Origin of the sequence: Pedobacter sp. 22163, from assembly GCF_052045595.1 — a bacterium.
Classification (GTDB): domain Bacteria; phylum Bacteroidota; class Bacteroidia; order Sphingobacteriales; family Sphingobacteriaceae; genus Pedobacter.
Genome location: NZ_JBQEPM010000002.1, coordinates 648,565 through 668,514, shown reverse-complemented (window position 1 = coordinate 668,514; position 19,950 = coordinate 648,565). Strand labels below are relative to the sequence as shown.

The following is a 19,950-nucleotide window of genomic DNA, read 5'->3' as shown; positions in this document are numbered from 1 at the left end:
GGATTAATTAATTGTAACCTGGATTCTGAACCATATTTGGATTGGTACGCATAGCCTCGACTGGGATAGGGAAAAGTACCGCGGTGGGTTTCCATGATGGTTTGCTCAATGGAAGAATATCATCTGCCCTGGATTTCAAAGGATCCCCCGACAGGCTTTTCCAGCGTTTAAGATCGAACCAGCGGTGTCCCCATTCCGAAAACAGTTCTACCCTTCTTTCCTGTTCAACCTGGGCCATCGCGGCAGCCGAGCTTGCTGCAACAGCCAGAGGTGTTAGTCCGGCACGGGCGCGAAGTACATTCAGGTCATCTTTGGCATCAGAAAACCTGCCCAGTCCTACCCTGGACTCCGCACGGATCAGATAGGCCTCTGCAAAGCGGAGTACCATAGAATATTCGCTTACCACAGCACCGGCAGCTCCAACCCTCACCTTATATTTAAAAGGATAATAATGCGTGACAATAGGGGCTGTAGCGGTACTGTAGCTGCCAACCCAATTGCTAAAGCGCTTATCGCCTGCTTCAAAACCTGTTTCCAACCCATATGCGCCTTTGGTAAGCCTATAAAACGGAGAGGCAGTTGGAATTAGGGTATTTCCTTCCCATGTGTTTCTTCCGCCAAGCGTATTTACAACCTGAAGCTGCCAAACAGCTTCATTTGAGTTTTTCAGGAACGCCCTGGTCATGTGTGCAGCATCATTTGGATCTGCATTTTTTAAAATCGAGTATTGTGCTGTATTCGCAATTACCTCACTGGCTTCAGACTCTGCCATGGCATTGTTCCCAGTATATAAATAGACCCTCGATAGCAAAAGTGTAGCTGCTGTTTTATTTGGGCGTGTGCGCTCGCCCGCACCAGGGTAGGCGGCTACCAGTAAATTTTTTGCATCTTTTAGATCCTGGATAATCGCAGCATAAACCTCAGCCTTAGGGCTCCTGGCTTTATTGCCGTTGCTCAATACATCAGTATTGAGGATAAGCGGTACATCACCAAAGAAATTTACCAGATAGAAATGGCAGAAGGCCCGCATAAACTTAGCCTCGCCCAGTAACTGGTTCTTAACTGCCGGCGTAAGTGTATTAGAGGCCGAAACGCCTTCTATAACGGCATTGGACCGGTAAATAAAATTATAAGGCGAAGACCACATAATACCCACATAAGTATTTCCCGAAGTTAGGGCGTTATTCTTGAATTCGTCAAAATTGGCCAGTACAGAAGCATACACAAACTCATCGGCGGCCATGGCACAGGTAAAACTGGTGAGTACATTGGCAAACTGGTAATTAGAGGCATTCATATCGCTGTAAATACCCACCATTGCGGCAGTCGCGGTAGCATCGGTGGTAAAAACCGTTCCAGTAGCCAACTGATCTTTTGGATCTTCGATTTCTACATATTTTTTGCAGGACAGACCTGTACTGATCAAGGCAAGGGATAATATATAATAGATAATTTTCATCGGAATTAATTTAAGTTAAAATGAAACCTGTAAACCTGCGGTGTAAACACTTATCGGAGGCATTGAATATCCTTTAGTTTCGGGGTCAAAGCCATCATATGAAGTTATGGTAAAAAGGTTCTGTCCCTGGACATACATGGTGATGTTGTTGAATTTCCAGCTTTTAAGCAGGTCTTTGAAGTTATATTTCAAAGAAACATTTTTCAGTCTGATAAATGAAGCATCACCCCAAACCGCATTTGACAGCCGATAATTGTTCTGGTATGCAGTGTAGATCGGTTTACCGGCAGTCGCACTTGCTCCCGGGATCACCGCCGGGACACCTGGCGTTGTCCATCTTTCAAGCGCACTGAGGTCTTTGTTCCTGAGTGCAGAACCGTTGGAATAACTCAGATACCCATAGTTTAACAGTGGTCCCTCCTGCTTTACAAATTGAAAGAAGAAATCAAGACTGAAGTTTTTATAGGTGAAACTGTTCTGTATGCCACCATAGAATTTAGGCATCGTATTTCCGATCACGATCAGATCTGCCGGATCGGTTATGGCCTTATCTCCGTTAATATCCCTGAATTCTGGAACACCCGTTTGTGGGTTTATTCCCAGAAAATCAAAACCCATTACGATAGATAGTGGTTGTCCGATAACGTATCTGGCCGCATTTGCCGAGTTTTTTAGGCCTGGATATTCCAGTAGTTTGGTTTTGGCCAAGGTTAGGTTAAAGGAAGTATTCCATGAAAAATCTTTCTCTCTGATGTTGATCGAATTCAGCTCGAATTCCCAGCCTTTATTCTCTATCAAGGCAGGTAAATTGGCCTGGTAGCTGGTAAACCCAGACTGCGAGGAAAGCGTGCTTCCGATCAACTGGTTATCCGAGCGGTTGCGGTAGAAATTTGTAGTGAGTAATAACCTTTCATTAAAAAAACCAAGGTCTAAACCTGCTTCCAACTTCCTGTTCACTTCCCAACTGTAATCCGGGTTTGGAAAACGGCTTGGTGATATTCCACCTATGCCGCCATATGGATAGGTGGTAGGCGTCCAGCTGTCCAGGAACTGATAATCACCGATCTGGTCATTCCCCACCGTACCAAAACTTCCCCTTAGTTTACCAAAACTCAGGAAAGGAAGATTTTCTTTAATAAAAGCCTCATTGCCGAACAGCCAAGCTGCACCCACGGCACCAAAATTCCCAAAACGGTTATTCGGGCCGAACTTAGAAGAACCATCCCTGCGGAAGGTACCATTTATTATATATTTTTCATCCCAGTTATAGGTAAGCCTCCCAAAAACCGATGTATAACGGTATTTGGTGTAACTATAGTTTCTCGGAGTAATGAGCGTGGCTGCCTTAATGTTATCCAATTGCAGATCACTGATGTATCCGCTTCCGGTTACACCTTGCCCTTCTCTCAGGCTGTGCTGCCAGGTTCCACCTACTAAAGCAGCCAAACTGCCCTTGCCCAGTTTAACATTATAGTTTAGCTGAGGCTCTACAATGTATGAATTTAAGTAAGCGTCTCCGTAGTTCGCACTGCTCCCTGTATAATTGATCGGGTTAAAGCCCAATTTTGGAAGCGTTTGGGTCTGTTTCATATCCATCCTGTTAAAACCGGCGCTTACTTTAGCCGTTAGGCCCTTCAAAAACTGATAGCTCAAAGTGGTATTGCCAAAAATATTGGTGGTATTGCTCACATTTGTACGTTCAAAGTAGGCCATTGGGTTCTGCTCATTTCCTACCCAATAGTAGTTACCTTGGGGATCGTAGATCGGGAAATTTGGCGCCAGGTTAAAAAAGCTGGTTACATCACTCTGCAAGGTATTATTTTCATCGAGTGTATATTTTAAAGAACTGGTAAACTGAAATTTTTGATCAACCGAGCTATGATTAAGCGACATGTTCAATGCCCCTCTTTTAAAACCTAAGTCACCCGGCAAAACTATTTTCTCGTCCCGGTAGGTCCCGCTGATCAGGTATTTAGTCTGCTCTGTACCGCCACTGAGCCCTAGCTGAAGTTCAGAAAGATTGGCCGAATTACCGATCAACAGATCCTGCCAGTTCTGATCAAGATGCTGGTCCCATAATAAAAGATCCGGCGCCTGTAAATCTGTCGGGGTAACCGCGTCTTTGACATAAGCCTCACGCCTCATGGCCAGGTATTCTGCACCATTAAGCATCTTCACACGTTTATTTACCGTAGAAATTCCGGTGTATACATTCGCCGTAAACGCTGGCTTGCCCGATTTTCCTTTTTTAGTGGTAATCAAAATCACGCCGTTTGCTCCCCTGGAACCATATATTGCAGTTGCATCTGCATCTTTTAAGATATCGATCTGCTCGATATCGGCGGGATTGATACTCGCTAGAGGACTTTGGCTCCCGTTTGCCCCGGAAAACTGGCTCAGACTTTCTGAAATAAAGGGTACACCATCAACAATATACAAAGGTGCGGTACCGCCGGTAATCGAATTTTGGCCCCTCAGGCGTACATTGTAAGCTGACCCGGGATAACCGGTTACCGAAGAAATATCCAGGCCGGCAACTCTGCCCTGCAAGGCTGCAACCGGATCTCCTACAGGCTGATTGGCAATCTGTTTTGCCCCTACCGTGGCTACAGAACCTGTATTGGTTCTTCTGGTGGTTGTTCCATACCCGATTACCACAACAGCATCCAATGTTCCGCTTTGCGGCTCCAAAAATATATTCATTGGTTTAGCGCGCTGCACAGGCCGCTCTATAGTAGAATAGCCTATGTAACTAAATACCAGGATATCATCTGCCGAGGCCTGGATCTTAAACGCACCGTTGCTATCTGTTATGGCGGCAATGGTTTTGCCTTTCACCTTAATAGAAACACCAGGCATTTCATTTCCCTTTTCATCCTTTACCACACCATTGATTTCTTCCCTGTCACTGACAGGCGTGAGGGGAACCGGTGCCTTAAAAATAATAATGCTGTTATTGAGCAGCTTATAAGTTAATCCGCTGCCCTGCAAAAGCTCATCAAGGGTCTGTTTAACGCTTCGTTGCCTGGCTTCAAGCTGTGGTACTTTTACACCTGAGATGACCTCTTTTTTATAAGCAAAACGAAAATCGGTCTGTTGCTCGATTTTTGAAAAAGCCTCCTGTAAATTCCCGTTAGAAAAGCCTAAAGAAACATTTACTTCATGCAGGCTCTGGGCAGAACTGTTAAGGGCATACAGGCTACTAACGGCAAATAATGAGATAACCAATAAGATCGCATTTACTTTCATGAAAAATCTTAATTTTTGGATTATAGTGTGGTAATAAGTCAATAGGGATTGACTTGCAAAAAGTGTATTTTTATAATACATTGCAATGGTTTTAGGTTGTTCGATATATAATTTAAAACTGTTGTAAGCCCCGGTGGCCGCCGGGGTTTACTTAAATTCCGCTCCTATCTCAGCTCGGTGATACTTTTCTCTTCATCAAATTTTTATGTTTTTGTTGGTTTATTAATTTTCACACCCTGCACCGTCAATCAAAAGCTGGTTACCTTTGCGTTCAAAAGAAGCTCCGGTAATCGCGCTAAGCACTTCTGTAACCTGACTGAGGTTATTCCTATTTAAAAAAGCAGCGGTAAAGCGGCATGTTTTTACTTTATCGCTTTTAAATAAAACTTCTATGCCGTAACGCTTCGCGATCAGCTCCGAAGCCTGCAAAAGTGTAATATCATCCATAATCAAATCCTGCGCCTTCCAGGCGGTAACCTTTTCGGCGTTTACAGTCTGCTTGTTCTGATGCTCCTGACCGGTTTTCCAGCTCAGCTGCTGGTTAGGGCTTAATACGGCCAGCGTTTTGTCAGCACGCTGTACCATCACCCTTCCCCTGGTGACCGTCACCGTTACAGCTTTCTGATGATCATAGGCAGAAATATTAAACGCGGTCCCCAGCACAGTTGTCGTGATTTTGCCCGTATGGATGACAAAAGGATGTGCTGCATCGTGGGCCACATCGAAAAAAGCTTCCCCATATAAGGTTACCTCTCTTTTTTTCTTTCCTTTAAAACCCTGGTCATACACTAAACGGCTATCGTTGTTCAACTGCACAGAGGTTCCATCTGGTAATTTGATCCATTTATGCCCCCCTGTCTTTTCTGCAGGTTCATCTGTCTTGTTTTTTGCAGCGATAACAGGCTTGGATACCGGTTTAAGCACAAAATATGCGGCTGCTGAAATCAATACCACAGATGCAGCATAACCAATCCAATGCAATGGCTTTTTCACCGTTTTTAATGTTGTCCGGTTTTCTATTTTTTGAAAAAGTACCTGCTGATCAGCCAGCTCAGCTTCTTCTTCTCCGCCTTCAAATTCAGACTGGAATTCCGTCAAAGCCTGTTCCCATTCTTCCTGATAGCCACCGCTCTGCATCATCGAGAGCACCTGATCATTTTCCTGCTGTGATGCCAGGTTCCGTATGTACTTTAAAAAAAGTTGCTTTGTCGATTGTTCCAAAATAGCGCTGCGTTTTATATCATAACACATAAAGCGTATGGTACATTTACCCGGAAAGAAAATATTTTTTTTTATTGTTTCCTGTACCCGCTAAAAAGAGAAAAACAGATTGAAATTTAAATAGGACTAAAAAAACAACGACAAAAGTGCCCCGTTCCTGATGAGGTATTTTTTGATCGAGCGGATGGCTTTAACCATTTGGCTGTTGATGGTTGCATCTTTAAGGCCAAGTTCTTCAGCTGCCCGTTTATAGGAATAGCCATTGCCATGGCAAAGTTCATAGATTTTTCTGCGCTGTGGAGGCAACAGTGCAATGGCACGCGACACAAATTCTTTGGTCTGCATGTGCTGGGTAAAAGCGAGCCCGTTCTCACCCTGATCCAGTGCATATCTAGCTATTTCATCAGTAATTATCGTTTCTTTAGCTGCCTTGCGGATTACGTTCAAAGATAAATTTCTGGCTATAGTAAACAGATAAGCTTGGAGGGATAACTCAGGATCGAGTTGGGCAGCATTCTCCCATAACCGGACAAAAACCTCCTGAACAATATCTTCTGCAAGTGCGGGGGATTTTAGAATTTTTAAGGCAAACGCGTATACCCTTTTTACATGCATTTTGTAAAGCAAAGAAAATGCACTCCTGCTTCCGTCTTTCAACTTTAGCAACAATTCCTCCTCTGAATCTTTGACAACACGCATAGTCTACAAAATTAGTAGATTTTATTGATAAATATAATGGGTTTGAACGCTGGTTTCCAAATTTAGAAATTACAAGGTAAATCCATGCAGTTTAGCTAAGATAATACACTAATACCTAAGGTCTTTTATCAGTTCTCGTAGTTGAAACTATTTAACATGGCGACGTGATTTTCAGTAAATCCGTTTTTTTAACGTTTCCATCCAAATGTTCCAGTTCTTCAATATCTCCAGATTCTTTTGGGGTTTCCGATTATTTTTAAATTAAAATTAAATATAACACTTTGTAGTTTGGCGTAATAAACCCTGCCGGCAAATAAGTGCAGCATAGTTAGAATTACAGGATCACGGAAAGCTGCAGCGTAGCTATCGTCTTTTCACGCTGCCTGTCCCTTATGATTGTTTTCTTCCCGAGAACTTTGATGAAAACGACGGTCCTGCAAACGGTCATATTCCCTTACATAATCTGAATGTTCCGTGCCCATCATCCGGTCCCAGATCCTGAAATACAAGCCGTAATTTCCCTTGAATTTACTGTGATGCAGGTTATGGTGTACCGAAGTATTCAAGATTTCAAACGCCCAGCTAAAGCGGAACCATTTAGGCATAATTTCATAGCCCAGGTGTCCGTACACATTAATGATAAAGCCAGTTACGGTAAAGAGTAATATCGTTAAAGGATGCATCGGCAGCAGCATCACGATTGGCACTAAAACAAGCCCCTCGGTAATGGCTTCCAATATATGAAAACTATAGGATGTCCATGGGGAGGGATTGGTGCTCTTATGATGGACCAGATGGGTAAGCTTAAATAATCTTTTGTGATGTAATAACCGGTGCATCCAATAAAAATAAGTATCATGTATAATCAGGCTTAGTACCAACGCAACACCTATATACCATATTGGGAAATCATTAATGTTTATGTAAATCCGGGTATATTGATGTAGGGGCGTGAAAACCAGCGCAACTGCGATGATTGAAAATACCAGTGTACTCTGCATAGAATGCCAGACCTCACGGATGAAGTCTTTTTTTGTGGCTAGTTTTTGCTGAATTTTAAATTTACCTAACTTAGCGGGCATAAGCAGATAAAACAGCGCAAAAGGAACTCCGGCAAGTATAAAATACCGGATCGCCGAAACACTGAAAATACTAATGGTGGCCTCTAATATCTTTTCCATATCTATTTTGTTTTATACTCCAAAAGTATAAAGCAGGTAGATTTTGCGACGTTAACAAAAGATAATTTAGGAGCTTAACAAAGGATAATTTATTTTACTGTTTTCCTTTTGTATGCATCCTTTTGCGGATCCGGCTTAAGGACACCGGAGTGATACCGAGCATGGATGCGATATATTTATCAGGCACGCGGTTTACCAGGTCGAAACGCTCAGAAAGGAGTTCCCGATAACGCTCTTCCGGCGACTGTGTCACAAAGGATTCCAGCATTTTTAAAGCTTCCGCCAGCATTTTCATCAGGAAGAAGTTACGGAGCGGTTCATATTCCGGGTGGGTTTTCAAAATCTCCTCCAAAACATCGTAATCGATCTGCAGCAACTTAACAGGTTCCAGGGCACGGTAGATAAACCGTGAAGGTTGCCGGTTAATAATGGTATCATGCGAGGCAATAAACTGGCCCTCCCAGCGCAGGAGAAGTGTAGCTTCATCTCCATTTTCCTTAACGGTGTATACCCTGATGACGCCTTTTTCAATAAAAGCCAGTCGACGGCTGTTTTCTCCTTTGCGGATGTAGGCTTCATTGGTTTCCAACGATACCGGAGTCGCCATGGCAAATAACGGTCCGGTATCGGCAGGCAGTACGCCCGCTAGATCAAACAATATTTCCTGTAAGGTATCAATTGATGTTGCCATATTAAATAGAAAAAAGCCGATGAGCAATTGCTAAATTAAAAATATCCCAGCAAGCCTGCAACAAGGACAATCAACCCAATTTTGAGTGACGCAGTACTGCTATTGGCGCACTGGTTATTAGTATTAGAAAATGGACAATATCAACTCTTGATAGATTAACGTCTAAAATATATCCGTACTTTACGCAATAAGCAAGATTATAATTTAGGTATTATCGTTGGTAAAACAGGTAAAAATCTTAACGGCAAATGTTCTATCATTGTATATGATCACTTTTATTTACGCGAAATCTGATTCTTTTTACAAGGCCAATCTTGTTAGCATTAACGATGGTATAACGCCTCAATGCCTGGGAAAGAACGCAGGGAAGCTAATTGCTATCTACGATGGGAAACTACGTTCCACAATATACAAAGCAATCGATTTTGAAGAACATGTCACCACTCTTTCGGGAAGGATTAAAATGAGAATAGCCAATGTGAAAAATTTTTATGACCAACAGATTAAAGGATAGTATTAATCCACTACAATTATTATTTCCTTGGCCAAAAGATAAAAGCCAGGACAATAACCAAAATCCATATTGATCCACTTAAAAGTAATAGATATTCCTTCATAATGCTACGGTTTGTAAGAATTCTGACGCAACGATATTAATATTTATTCAATTTTTAAAAAATGCTGATGGTTCCAGTAACCCAATTTTGACCATACCTGCTACATTTTTGATGATGAAAATATTGTATCACTTAATAACCGGCCATATTGAGCAAACACACGCATTCAGTACCATTGGTTCTTCTAGCGATCCAAAAAAAGCAATAACCGAGATCCAAGAGCTAAAGCCCCATTGTCATATTTACCTACATTAATATGCCCTATATTCCGGGATAGATCTCGCAAGCCAGGTTGACCACATCGCTTTAATGGTATTTATCAGCTCTGACATGCTGTTTTCGCATCCACAGATAGATCTCGAAAAGTCTATGTTTCTAGGTAAGCCTGTTAGCTTATTTGTAATGCATATAACCGCTGATATACTTTAAAAATCAAGAGCGGAAAGCCTTCGGCACATAACTATTCTTTTCTGCAATATAGCTTTCAATCTTATCCCTCATCTCATCCAGGTACTTCGTATAGCTCAAATTTTTCCTCCTGCCTATGGAGATAAACTTACGGTAAGCGACCCCTAGATCTATGCTAAGGCTCTGCTCTAACCAGTGCACAACATCCGCAATCTCCAGTTTACCATTATTCAGCGAACCCGAAAGAAATATCCCATAGGCAAGTTCCACCAGTTTGATCTTCTCATCCGTCCACTTGAGTCTGCCTCTTGATAATAGCACATCAGGGATAACAGGCTCAGGCCGAATGTAGATCAGCCTTATCCTTTCTATAATATAGTCCTGCAGTTTTTCAAGCGCCCTGAACTTCGCAAAATTATAATCCTGGTTTGTAGAAAATCCATCATCAAAAACGCCGATCACGCCAGCTCCCGCAACTTCTGGCAACAGTACATCTAAATTCCGACGGAGAAAAAAAGCTTCGTCCATAGCCTCTTCCTCCCGCTGATAATAATCATACAAAAAACTATGCTGCGAATAAAAACGCTTTATAAAAGCAAGCTCCAAGAGGTAATAATCCCTAACCATATCGTCTGTTCCCCGGGGCACACCAGAAATCAGGTTATAGAGTTCAACTTCATAGATATAAAGCATATAAAACCTGGGCTTTATGAACTTAAAAAACACAACCTCTTCTCGGTCCGTTAGAAAGCCAGTAATCATGACGCGTTCCCTCAATTCTTTCAGCGCCCTTGAAATTGCAGCCAGCCTCGCTGCATAAAATGCAGCGTCACTGCCCAGTTCCATTAATTCATCTTCAAGCTTAAAATACAGGTTATCAAAAAATTCAGTATCCATAAATAAAAAAATTAAATCCTCAATCTAAGAAAACTGAGCCAGGTCAATAATTTATTTAATATGCTCAGCATATGGCATCGCGCCTAATATATACCTATCACCATATATAGAAATACGGATATGAGAATATCCAGAATAACATCACCGCTCCAATGCGAGCCCCGGATTATTAGGAGAAATACTTAAAGCTGACGCTATTTTATTCTGGACTTTCAAACCGGCAACAAGCATCTCGTTATAATCCTTGAAACCAGCATAAACCCAGGAGCAGTCCCTGCTCAGCTCCACATCCGCCACAAATTCACCCGTCGCCGCCCTGCCCGCCCTGTCATGGTCAAAATACAGCTCAACAACATCAAACTTAGCTGCCCTGGCTTTTGCGGTCTGCAGCAAGGAGAGTGAATTCAACACCAGAACCGACGCAGGATCCTTCTCATGCTCTGCCCTCCAGCTCAAAAAATCAAAATAACCCTCGAACACGCAAAGCCTTTTAGCCGACCCCTCCAAAAAACTCACACCCTTATGCCCAAGGCATCCCTTAAAATACTTATTTCTTACTTCCCATCCCCCGTTCTCATTCGGCCATCCAGAAGCGAAGTAATTGCGAAGCCTGTTTTTATCATCCAGAACAGAATAATATACCTCATACAAGTGTCCCTTGGCAACCGCCCCAATACCCCTGCTGTCCAGATAAGCGCTTATTGCTGTATTAGTTCCCAGTTCCTCCATCCTTTCGATAGCATAGCGGGGAACTTTTTCGGGCCTGGATGCCGGAACCCGCTGTGACTTCATATCTACCGAGCCATCAATTTCGACCTTCCCGTATTCTACGATTTTATGCAGGACTTCAGGAAAACCTGATGGGTACCAGTAGGCAAGCCCAAAATCAATCACACTACCGCTCCTGATCCCGGACACTCCCGCCCCGCCATGGTCGAACCATACCCCTAATTCATCATTTACGCATAAAGAAGCCGTGTATTCCTCCCGCAACATGCTCAGGAAAAAGTGTTCACCCCCAGAGACCTTCTGCGGGGTAAAACCAAGGTTCCTTAACAGACCAAGCAGCGATACCTTCTCCTTGATCTCATTTACATTTAAAAAAGCAGACATAATCCATTATATTTAAAACTTTACCTGTCGCAACACATAACCTTGCAACCGAAACCGCGCGGAACCGGTCATAACATTCATCAGGAATCCCGGAACCGGCACATTCAATATCCCAAAAATCTTAATGCCATATCAGAAGAGTTGACACTTTGAAAAAAGTGCGCTGGAAAACCCCAGCTTTAGCAAAGCTTGTGAGTCTATAAAGAGCGAAAAAACCGGATCCACCAAACCCGGATCAAAGGCCGGCTTACCGGTACGCAGCCTTTCAGGTTCAAGTTGATCTGTATTGCCCTTTTGCATATCATTTCCCCACAGGCATTATTGACGCGCTGGTCAGGAATACCATTAAAAATCCAGTACCAGCAGACATCAACATTTTTAAGTGCCAGACTGAATGCTACACAAATTTTAAGCTTAAAAAACTTTCAGTCAAGTTGCTACCGGGTTGCCATAGACTGCAACCCTGGGAAATCCGGGATAAAATGGCAGAAAGAACAATAAGTTCAAATTCAGAAACAGGGTCAGATTTATCTTTTGTCACAGTCAGGCGCTGTTTCGCGTAAGTCAAACGCTGCTTTGCATAATAAATTTGGCCGGTCTTTAAAAAACTCCCTTATTTAAATACAGCGCAACCCTTAAATATGGACGATGAACTTGGAAATATTTACAGCCTTTACCAATCTGTTAATCCAATAGCAGATCTGAGTGAAGAAAAAGCAAAAAGAATTCTTGAAGACTTAGAGATAATATCCGCCCGGATCATCGATCAGCTCCATCTATCCGAAGCACTAAACGGCAATAATCCATCAGTCATAGCAAGGTACCAAAGATCATTGTGCATACTGGATGATAGCATATGGGAAGAAATTGAAAACGCCTCAACCTTAAAAGAAAAGCATACAGAATTCAAGCAACAGTTCCTCAAAAAATTCTCCGGCGTACTCTTAAAACTGACCAGGGAAATCAGGAAATTTTTTCCCGAAAACTTCGATGAGCGCTATCCCGCGCCAATGCTTCATCTGCAGTCAGAAGCCCGGCATCTGGATAAAAAACTTGCGAAGCTCAGCTCCCAAGCTGTATCAGACGCGGAAAATGAACTTTTATCCATCCTTGAAACGACCATCAGCCTAAGCAACCTTAGATCGATAAAAGCAGGTTTTTTTCACCTCGGATTCCTCGCAGACCTGCTCGGAGCGATGAACGCAGCTGAGGACTCCTCCGGCAATAAAACACAGAGATGGAAGAACCTGATGATAGAATACGGTTTCAACTCACCCGCATTCTATAGCTATTGCTGTATGGAAATCATTAAAAAACGTGATAACTGCCAGGACATCATAGAAAGCTATAGCGAACTGTACTGGATCAAAAAAAGATTGCAGCAACTGGTGCCTTGGAACGGTATGCCTTTTCACAAAGCGCTTCCGGACATCAAAATCTCGCTGTTGAATTTTGTCGATGCAGAAATCTCCCATCTTCAAAGCCTTGAAAAAATAGGCGGCGATCTGGCCGGCTACGGCCAGATCAATGAAAACTTCAGGGTATCTTTCAGCGTAAAAGAACTGGCCTACTTCATACACCTCCAGGTGGAATGCGGGATCATACTGGAGGAGAAGCCAAAGAAAATACACCAATACGTCATCGGACATTACAGCACCCGGGAAACAGAAAAAATTTCGGAAAAAAGTTTTAAGAATGCCTATTATGCTAAAGGATCGGATGGGGTCAAAAAAGTTATCGAAAAGCTCTCCCAGATGCTTGCCCGGGCACAGGCGTTGAGTTAGCGCTACCTGGAAATCAAATGGATCAGGCCATTACGTTCGAGCAGATGGACAAGCTCCAGATACCACCTTTCGCTATAATCTTCCCACCCGGAAACCTCATGGAGGTCGGAACTGACGATTTCACCAAGGGAAAAGAATCCCATCAGCTTGCTGCGCAGTATGAACCCTTCTGTGACCGGAAGCTCAGCGATTGGAAGGTTTAAAAGGAAAAGGTTTGGGTGTTGCAGGTTTTCGTCCATAAAAAAGCGCGGGTTGACCTATCGCCTGCTTCAGAGGGCCGCAACGCCCCACAACACAAGACAGAAAGGGACCCACGCATAGCGTAGGCAACCAATCTATTTTTCCTGTGTTGTTCGAAGTGTTGCGGATTTCTGAAACAGTCAAATAGCTATTGCTACTATATCTTAATTATATTTATTCTCTTTTTTATATCATAGCGCAAATATAACCCATTTAGCAATTAAATTTTGATTAAAAAGCTAAACTATTCAACGGTTGCCCAGGGTTGCGGTTTTAGCAACTTGACAACAGCAGAAAAGCGGCTTTCTTTGAAACAAAAACAATATGGACAAAGAAAAATTTATAGCGCAGATGGGGACTCATCCGCCTGTGTCAGTTGGACTGGCGGCATACCTTAGATATGTAATGTTAGAAGAACACTACAGGTCCAAAGACCGGATATACCCCGCTCAGAGTGAACTGAACACACTTAGCTTACTTTTTAAAGGTAGTGCGAGACTTTATCTTGAGCAGCACGAAACCAAGGAGGAAATCACCATGATGTTTTACCTTGAAGAAGGTTTTCTTGTTACAGAAAGGGAAATGGAGATCTGCGGTAACTCAAAGTTCGCGATAGAATTTTTGGAGGACACCACCCTTTATCTTATTCCTGACAAACATATCGGCAACCTGTACAAACTTTTTCCCGAGTTTCACCTGATCCAGGCGAATCTGAACCGCATGATGAAGACAAAAATGTTTTCGCACCAGCTTAAACAGAGCCGGTTGGACGCAGAAGGGCGATATGAACAATTCTTAAAGGACTATCCAAAGATCGCGCTGGTCTGTGAACAGAAAAAAATTGCAAGTTTTTTAGGGATAGACCCAAAAACTTTGAGCCGGATAAGAGGCAAATTCTTAAAATAGTAACATTTATCACCACTAAAACACGCTTTACTGTCCATTAAGTGATTTTTGGCTAGCATAATACTGCCAGGGTCTATTGAACTTTAGTTAAAATTTCAACAGGCCATGGAAAAGGAAAGCACAAAATATTGGATACTACAGGGCATTGTCAGTCTTCTGATCCTGCTATGGATATATGCAGCGCTATCCAAACTGACCGATATAGATCAGTTTACCAAAGAAATCAAACAGCAACATCTGCCATTGCTGACCGCTCAAACTGTTGTATGGCTATTGCCGGCCATAGAACTCATTGCCGCTACCTTACTTATTTCCCCAAAGTGGAGACGCACAGGGCTGCTTCTCTCCTCAATCCTAATGTTCACCTTCACCATATACATCATCCTGGTATTATCAGGATATTTTAAGAACATACCATGCTCCTGTGGCGGGGCATTAAAACAATTAGGCTGGCGTAACCACCTGATATTTAACATCTTTTTCCTCGTCTTGGGAATTATAGGTATACAATTATCGATCGGAAAGGAGGATGCTGTGACAGCGATAAAATGAAAACCGGCCAGCAAAGACTGGCCAGCTATGGAAACCAGCAGATATCCTGAACCAGATATCATCAACAACCTTTAAACTAAACTTTTTTGCCTGTTTTTTCAATAGCAAAAAACATCCTTAAATTATGAAAACTTCAAAATTCAAAATGCCATTATTGGCTGTTTTAGTAGCTCTTGGTCTAATTGTAACGCAAAGCGCCTTTAAACCGAAATTGGTTGGCCAGACCTATTATTACAATACAGCGGTTTCACCTGCGGTCTGGCAGAATGCAGGCACCTTACATGAAGATAGCAACGGAGATGACGGGTATGATGAAAATTCTTACAGATGCGAGGACAATATCGAACAGAATTGTACCGCCCAGTTTGAAAGCACAAGCCCAACACTTCCTGCCAGTTCAACGCCCCTTCCCGGCAGTTTGAAAGCCGGCGATTTTGCAATCAACTAAAAACAGCCATTTTAATGGCAACAGAGCCGGTCAGCAGCGCTCACGCTGGCCGGTATCTAAAAATAATTGAGTCAAGTCGAAGTCTTAATTCACTTTAAAAACACATCATCCAAGCAATCTTATCAGACTTCCTAACGATCAAAATCCATTTGCAGGTACTGGAAGGATTTAAAAAACACCATAGCCCCTTCAAACCAGCGAAGCGACCATAGTCGACCCCGAATCGTAGATATGCTCCCAGGAGCCTTTATTTATGCAGAAATTGAAAGATTATTCCCGAAAGCCAGCCGTGAAAAAAGCTGATTGAAAGATCAGAATGGCCAGTTTGTCTCGGAACAGGTAGTCACTTTAAAGCGAAATGGGTGACAGTTTAAATGCGGAACGGGCGGCCATTTTTAGGTTCTTTCCCACTTTTTGTGACTCGTCCTGATTTTACTTGTCGTTTTTGAGTTATAATACTAGAATTAGTTTACATCTTCTGGTTAAAAACAATGTCGCTTTAGTTGTGAAAAAAATGTATCAGTCAAAGAGCAATTAAAAGGCGCTTTGCTATTCAATTTCATTATTAATTTATCTTACCACCAAAAATGGGGAAGAACCATTTTCAGCGGAACATACGCAATTACCGTCAGATAAAAAATAGACATAGTAAATATTGTTAAAAGCGAAATGGAGCGTATTAAGGATGATCCCAACTTACAATATTTGGTGCAACAAGACTGGAAAATATCTTTACATATCTAATTCCTTAAAAAACGAACTGGTTGTACAGTAGCTCTCTTGGGGTTCTGTTTCATATTTTTCATTCCAAAGTATTATTGAATTTAAAATTGGCAGAAGTTCCAGGCCCTTTTCAGTCAATGAATACTCGACACGTGGAGGTATTTCGCTGAATGCTTCTCTTACGATTACGCCATCATCTTCTAATTCTTTTAACTGTTCAGTTAATACTTTCCTCGTGATTAAAGGAATTAAGGCATCTAATTGACCAAATCTTACTTTGCGTTTTTGCAACACATATACTATAATAGGTTTCCATTTGTTGCCTACAATTCCCATCGAACGGGTCAATGAACATTTTGAAAAACTAAATCTCACATCTTTCATCTCTTAAACGGCTTATTGTTACTGCAAAGTAACTACTTTATTTTCATAATAGTATCATATGGAAACAAACAAAAGTACCTTTGTGAAACAATTTTAAAATAGATAAAAAATGAGCAAAAAATTAGCAAACAAAGCCGCAGTCGTAACAGGCGGCTCACAGGGGATTGGTGCTGGTATCGTTAGAAAATTAGCAAAAGATGGTGCCAATGTAGTATTTACCTACAATTCTAATAAAGACGCAGCTGACAAGCTCGTTAATGAAATTGAAACTTCAGGGTCTAAAGCAATAGCTATAAAAGCAGACGTAACTAAGACAGAAGATTTAGAATCATTATTTGAGCAAGCAGCCAATCAGTTCGGTAAACTTGACATCTTAGTAAATAACGCCGGTGTATTCACTTTTCAGCCGATTGAAGCAACAACACTAGAAGAGGTCAACCGTCTATTCAGCACAAATGTATTTGCACCAATGTTTGCAGTCAAGTCAGCACTCGGTCACTTTAACGATGGTGGCAGCATCATCAATATTGGTTCTATTGTAGCAACCTCGGCACCAGCAACGGCTGTTGCCTATGCATCTAGTAAAGCTGCCGTAGACGGAATTACAAAAGTGCTTTCTAAGGAGTTAGCTCCAAGGAAAATAAGAGTTAACCAAATCAACCCCGGCTCTATTAGAACAGAAGGAGCACAAAAGGCAGGTTTAAACGAAGAATTTGAAAAAGTATTGGTTGCAGGTATTCCATTGGGCCGAATGGGATTTCCAGAAGATATTGCCAACCTGACGGCATTTTTAGCTTCGGATGAGGCACAATGGACGACAGGTGAAATTATAATGGTAAGCGGTGGCGCCCGGTAGTCGTAACTAAAATATAAAATCGTATGAAAATTGGAGTTATTGGTACTGGGAATATTGGAAAAGTAATCATCCAAATACTTAGAAAAGCAAATCATGATGTGAAAATTGCAAACGAAAAAGACCCGAAATTCTTGAAAGAGTTTGCAAATGAAATTGGAGCAGAAGCAGTTACTGTCGAGAATGTTGTAAAGGATGTTGATGTTGTTTTTCTTGTCCTTCAGACAAAAAATATACCCGAATTGCCTAAAGGACTTTTTGAAAAGGTTAAAAAGGGCACAGTGGTAGTTGATGTATCGAATTATTATCCATACAGAGATGGTAAAATTGAAGAGATAGAAAATGGTATGATTGAAAGTGACTGGGTTTCAAAGCAGATAAGCTTTCCTGTCGTGAAATCATTTAATACAATGCTTTCTCATTCTTTGTTTCTCAACGGTCGCCCAATTGAATCTAAGGAAAGATTGGCTCTCGCAATTTCCGGAGACGATATCAAGGCAAAAGAAAAGGTAGCAGATATAATCAATTCCGTTGGATATGACCCTGTTGATATTGGAAACATAAGTGAATCTTGGTGGCAGCAAGGCGGTTCACCCATCTATTGTACAGACCTTACAAAAGAAGAGCTGTTACATTGGTATCCAAAAACCAAAAGAGAGGTACTCCCAGACAGGAGAGATAAGATTACAGAACTCTACTTCAAATGGTCAGAGGATGTTACCCTTGCAGAGCAAATAAAAGATTTGCGAACAGTTTTCCAAAGCGACTTGGAATAGTCCTATCACTCCACATTCAAGTACCAAAAAAACTGCCTAGATGAAGACTTCACAATCTGCCTCAAGGCAGTTTTGGTCGTTAGAGAATACTCTATTTGGCATTGTATGGGAAGAAAGAGGCTAATATAGGAATCGCCTCAGTTCATAGAACAAACGAAGACATCAAAGGAGCGGTCAGATAACACTTTAATTTCAAAATAACTTGATGGATAAATTTTACAATGAAACGCTCCATAAGCTGGAAGCGGCAATTAAGGAATTGGAGATTGAAGCCATTATAGATATAATTGGAGATTTTGCTTGAAAATGACCGAAACGCCTGGGTTAAAAACAATGTCGCTTTAGTTGTGAAAAAAATGTATCAGTCAAGGAGCAATTAAAAAGGCGCTTTGCTACTCAATTTCATTATAATCTATCCTACCACCAAAAGTGGGGAAGAACCATTTTTACCGAAATGCCCAGTCTAGCCGCTATTTAGCATTTTGGTTATATTCCTAAAAAAACGTTGCAGTAAAGAGCTTTCTTCTGTAATTATTTCAGCGTCAGCCCGCATCCCGTTCTTGAGGGCTATCTTTCGATCCCGATCTTTATTCTCAAAATGTTCGAAGCTTACTTTTGCAACAAATACACTGTCATGAAAAGCCACATCAGAAATATAGGTCAGTCTTCCCCTGATAATGCCATATTGTTCATAGGGATAGCTATGCATTTTCACCAATGTCCTTGCGCCTTTTTTTATTTTACCCATATTATATTGCGGGATCTGTATTTCCCCAAAGAAGTCTGTATTGCCCGGATTAATAATAAAAACCTCCTGCCCCGCTTGTATATTTTGATCCTGCTGTACGATGCCGGCAAAACTAACCTTTCCATCAACAGGGGCAAATAAGATATGCTGCATGATCCAGGAATCACTCTCGGTAATACATTGGTTTAACGCCTGAACAAATTTTGCCTGCTCTTCCGATATCGTATGACGCAGGTCTAAAAGCTCCTTTTCTTTAGCGCTATACATTCCAGAGTTATTAAGGATTGCCGTCTCACTCTGTTGCAGCGGGTATTTCGAAGCTAAATATTTGTTTTCCTGCTGCGCAAATTCGCTTCGGGAAATGACCTTGTTCTTATATAATTTTTTATACGCCTCATACTCCTCTTCCTGGTTCTTATATTCCTGTTGTTGGATTTTCTGCTGTTTTAAGATCTGGCTGTTCAACGCCTTGATATCTTTCAGGTCCCTTTCAAGAAACGCCATACGGTTAAGGTAATAGCCATTTTTGGTGGTTGCCTGATATTGCAGATACTGCCCGTAAAAGTTCTGATAGCTGCCCTGAAGCTCGCCGATATTTAGCCCCTCGGGTAGTAAAATAGCTTCAAATTGGCGTTTCGCAATCCTTAATTGTACTTTTTTCAGCTCCTGATTCAGCCTCACCACATCCTTAGCGTTTGCAGTACTTTCCAAATACGCCAAGACTTGTCCCGATTTTACGGACTGTCCTTCTGAAACAAGCAAAGCACTAAGCTTTCCTGTCTGTTTGGCAAGTACAGCCTTCGGGGCATTTAGGCAGTTGACTTTCAGGCTGGTTTTAACGATGTCGGGGTAATTGATAAATGAGGATAGTAAGATTATACTGCCCAAAATGCCGAATACCAGGGTAATTCCCCACTTCAATATCCATGATGGTACCGCTGTAATAATTTCGTCAATTTCCTCGCTGTTAACCTGCGGTTGTAATCTAGTCTCTGGCATAA

Annotated in this window: 18 protein-coding genes; 7 read left to right on the top strand and 11 right to left on the bottom strand. The window is 41.8% G+C overall.

Going from position 1 to position 19,950, the window contains the following annotated elements; genetic code table 11:
• Positions 1-7: 7 nt before the first annotated feature.
• From ACTJKN_RS07345 to ACTJKN_RS07320, 6 genes are all read right to left on the bottom strand, one after another.
• Positions 8-1,459 carry a RagB/SusD family nutrient uptake outer membrane protein gene (locus ACTJKN_RS07345; RefSeq protein WP_440823689.1) on the bottom strand — a complete coding sequence of 484 codons (1,452 nt, stop codon included), beginning with the start codon at positions 1,457-1,459 and terminating at the stop codon, positions 8-10.
• Between the two features lie 15 nt (positions 1,460-1,474).
• Positions 1,475-4,708 carry a TonB-dependent receptor gene (locus tag ACTJKN_RS07340; protein WP_440823688.1) on the bottom strand — a complete coding sequence of 1,078 codons (3,234 nt, stop codon included), beginning with the start codon at positions 4,706-4,708 and terminating at the stop codon, positions 1,475-1,477.
• Positions 4,709-4,930: 222 nt separating this feature from the next.
• The gene (locus ACTJKN_RS07335) at positions 4,931-5,929 is read right to left on the bottom strand and encodes a FecR family protein (protein WP_440823687.1); all 999 of its coding nucleotides are present in this window, start codon (positions 5,927-5,929) and stop codon (positions 4,931-4,933) included.
• Between the two features lie 126 nt (positions 5,930-6,055).
• On the bottom strand, positions 6,056-6,628 hold the full coding sequence (locus tag ACTJKN_RS07330) for an RNA polymerase sigma factor (RefSeq protein ID WP_440823686.1): 573 nt from the start codon (positions 6,626-6,628) through the stop codon (positions 6,056-6,058).
• A 374-nt stretch (positions 6,629-7,002) separates the two neighbouring features.
• Positions 7,003-7,809, bottom strand: coding sequence for a sterol desaturase family protein (locus tag ACTJKN_RS07325; protein WP_440823685.1), 807 nt, complete (start codon positions 7,807-7,809; stop codon positions 7,003-7,005).
• A 94-nt stretch (positions 7,810-7,903) separates the two neighbouring features.
• Entirely contained in the window at positions 7,904-8,500 is a 597-nt protein-coding gene (locus ACTJKN_RS07320; protein WP_440823684.1) for a Crp/Fnr family transcriptional regulator, read from the bottom strand.
• Positions 8,501-8,765: 265 nt separating this feature from the next.
• Here ACTJKN_RS07320 and ACTJKN_RS07315 point away from each other — a divergent pair, with 265 nt between their 5' ends.
• Complete coding sequence (locus ACTJKN_RS07315) at positions 8,766-9,014, top strand: hypothetical protein (RefSeq protein ID WP_440823683.1); 249 nt, start codon at positions 8,766-8,768, stop codon at positions 9,012-9,014.
• Positions 9,015-9,549: 535 nt separating this feature from the next.
• On the opposite strand, the gene ACTJKN_RS07310 is transcribed toward ACTJKN_RS07315, so the two are convergent.
• Together ACTJKN_RS07310 and ACTJKN_RS07305 are read right to left on the bottom strand one after the other, a co-directional pair.
• Positions 9,550-10,422 (bottom strand): RteC domain-containing protein, encoded by an 873-nt coding sequence (locus ACTJKN_RS07310; protein ID WP_440823682.1) that lies wholly within the window; start codon positions 10,420-10,422, stop codon positions 9,550-9,552.
• A gap of 141 nt (positions 10,423-10,563) precedes the next feature.
• Positions 10,564-11,535 (bottom strand): toprim domain-containing protein, encoded by a 972-nt coding sequence (locus tag ACTJKN_RS07305; protein WP_440823681.1) that lies wholly within the window; start codon positions 11,533-11,535, stop codon positions 10,564-10,566.
• Between the two features lie 641 nt (positions 11,536-12,176).
• On the opposite strand from ACTJKN_RS07305, the gene ACTJKN_RS07300 reads away from it, so the two are divergent.
• Positions 12,177-13,319: a hypothetical protein gene (locus ACTJKN_RS07300; protein WP_440823680.1), complete on the top strand. Its 1,143-nt coding sequence runs from the start codon at positions 12,177-12,179 to the stop codon at positions 13,317-13,319.
• A gap of 2 nt (positions 13,320-13,321) precedes the next feature.
• On the opposite strand, the gene ACTJKN_RS07295 is transcribed toward ACTJKN_RS07300, so the two are convergent.
• Complete coding sequence (locus tag ACTJKN_RS07295; protein ID WP_440823679.1) at positions 13,322-13,558, bottom strand: hypothetical protein; 237 nt, start codon at positions 13,556-13,558, stop codon at positions 13,322-13,324.
• Between the two features lie 325 nt (positions 13,559-13,883).
• Here ACTJKN_RS07295 and ACTJKN_RS07290 point away from each other — a divergent pair, with 325 nt between their 5' ends.
• From ACTJKN_RS07290 to ACTJKN_RS07280, 3 genes are all read left to right on the top strand, one after another.
• Positions 13,884-14,465 carry a Crp/Fnr family transcriptional regulator gene (locus ACTJKN_RS07290; protein ID WP_440823678.1) on the top strand — a complete coding sequence of 194 codons (582 nt, stop codon included), beginning with the start codon at positions 13,884-13,886 and terminating at the stop codon, positions 14,463-14,465.
• A gap of 105 nt (positions 14,466-14,570) precedes the next feature.
• Positions 14,571-15,017: a MauE/DoxX family redox-associated membrane protein gene (locus ACTJKN_RS07285; protein WP_440823677.1), complete on the top strand. Its 447-nt coding sequence runs from the start codon at positions 14,571-14,573 to the stop codon at positions 15,015-15,017.
• A 124-nt stretch (positions 15,018-15,141) separates the two neighbouring features.
• Complete coding sequence (locus ACTJKN_RS07280; RefSeq protein WP_440823676.1) at positions 15,142-15,465, top strand: DUF6520 family protein; 324 nt, start codon at positions 15,142-15,144, stop codon at positions 15,463-15,465.
• A 732-nt stretch (positions 15,466-16,197) separates the two neighbouring features.
• On the opposite strand, the gene ACTJKN_RS07275 is transcribed toward ACTJKN_RS07280, so the two are convergent.
• Positions 16,198-16,572, bottom strand: a complete 375-nt coding sequence (locus tag ACTJKN_RS07275) for a winged helix-turn-helix transcriptional regulator (protein WP_440823675.1) — start codon at positions 16,570-16,572, stop codon at positions 16,198-16,200.
• A 109-nt stretch (positions 16,573-16,681) separates the two neighbouring features.
• Between ACTJKN_RS07275 and ACTJKN_RS07270 the strand changes: the two genes are divergently transcribed.
• Both ACTJKN_RS07270 and ACTJKN_RS07265 read left to right on the top strand, forming a co-directional pair.
• Entirely contained in the window at positions 16,682-17,428 is a 747-nt protein-coding gene (locus ACTJKN_RS07270; protein WP_440823674.1) for an SDR family NAD(P)-dependent oxidoreductase, read from the top strand.
• Between the two features lie 23 nt (positions 17,429-17,451).
• Positions 17,452-18,201 carry an NADPH-dependent F420 reductase gene (locus tag ACTJKN_RS07265; protein ID WP_440823673.1) on the top strand — a complete coding sequence of 250 codons (750 nt, stop codon included), beginning with the start codon at positions 17,452-17,454 and terminating at the stop codon, positions 18,199-18,201.
• A 463-nt stretch (positions 18,202-18,664) separates the two neighbouring features.
• Here ACTJKN_RS07265 and ACTJKN_RS07260 read toward each other — a convergent pair whose 3' ends face one another.
• Positions 18,665-19,948: an HlyD family efflux transporter periplasmic adaptor subunit gene (locus ACTJKN_RS07260; protein WP_440823672.1), complete on the bottom strand. Its 1,284-nt coding sequence runs from the start codon at positions 19,946-19,948 to the stop codon at positions 18,665-18,667.
• Positions 19,949-19,950 lie beyond the last annotated feature (2 nt).

What these genes read in the sequence shown, in the direction of transcription:
- ACTJKN_RS07345 (WP_440823689.1), bottom strand. Translation starts at nt 1,459, where the DNA reads ATGAAAATTATCTATTATATATTATCCCTTGCCTTGATCAGTACAGGT.
- ACTJKN_RS07340 (WP_440823688.1), bottom strand. Translation starts at nt 4,708, where the DNA reads ATGAAAGTAAATGCGATCTTATTGGTTATCTCATTATTTGCCGTTAGT.
- ACTJKN_RS07330 (WP_440823686.1), bottom strand. Translation starts at nt 6,628, where the DNA reads ATGCGTGTTGTCAAAGATTCAGAGGAGGAATTGTTGCTAAAGTTGAAA.
- ACTJKN_RS07325 (WP_440823685.1), bottom strand. Translation starts at nt 7,809, where the DNA reads ATGGAAAAGATATTAGAGGCCACCATTAGTATTTTCAGTGTTTCGGCG.
- ACTJKN_RS07320 (WP_440823684.1), bottom strand. Translation starts at nt 8,500, where the DNA reads ATGGCAACATCAATTGATACCTTACAGGAAATATTGTTTGATCTAGCG.
- ACTJKN_RS07315 (WP_440823683.1), top strand. Translation starts at nt 8,766, where the DNA reads ATGATCACTTTTATTTACGCGAAATCTGATTCTTTTTACAAGGCCAAT.
- ACTJKN_RS07310 (WP_440823682.1), bottom strand. Translation starts at nt 10,422, where the DNA reads ATGGATACTGAATTTTTTGATAACCTGTATTTTAAGCTTGAAGATGAA.
- ACTJKN_RS07305 (WP_440823681.1), bottom strand. Translation starts at nt 11,535, where the DNA reads ATGTCTGCTTTTTTAAATGTAAATGAGATCAAGGAGAAGGTATCGCTG.
- ACTJKN_RS07300 (WP_440823680.1), top strand. Translation starts at nt 12,177, where the DNA reads ATGGACGATGAACTTGGAAATATTTACAGCCTTTACCAATCTGTTAAT.
- ACTJKN_RS07295 (WP_440823679.1), bottom strand. Translation starts at nt 13,558, where the DNA reads ATGGACGAAAACCTGCAACACCCAAACCTTTTCCTTTTAAACCTTCCA.
- ACTJKN_RS07290 (WP_440823678.1), top strand. Translation starts at nt 13,884, where the DNA reads ATGGACAAAGAAAAATTTATAGCGCAGATGGGGACTCATCCGCCTGTG.
- ACTJKN_RS07285 (WP_440823677.1), top strand. Translation starts at nt 14,571, where the DNA reads ATGGAAAAGGAAAGCACAAAATATTGGATACTACAGGGCATTGTCAGT.
- ACTJKN_RS07280 (WP_440823676.1), top strand. Translation starts at nt 15,142, where the DNA reads ATGAAAACTTCAAAATTCAAAATGCCATTATTGGCTGTTTTAGTAGCT.
- ACTJKN_RS07275 (WP_440823675.1), bottom strand. Translation starts at nt 16,572, where the DNA reads ATGAAAGATGTGAGATTTAGTTTTTCAAAATGTTCATTGACCCGTTCG.
- ACTJKN_RS07270 (WP_440823674.1), top strand. Translation starts at nt 16,682, where the DNA reads ATGAGCAAAAAATTAGCAAACAAAGCCGCAGTCGTAACAGGCGGCTCA.
- ACTJKN_RS07265 (WP_440823673.1), top strand. Translation starts at nt 17,452, where the DNA reads ATGAAAATTGGAGTTATTGGTACTGGGAATATTGGAAAAGTAATCATC.
- ACTJKN_RS07260 (WP_440823672.1), bottom strand. Translation starts at nt 19,948, where the DNA reads ATGCCAGAGACTAGATTACAACCGCAGGTTAACAGCGAGGAAATTGAC.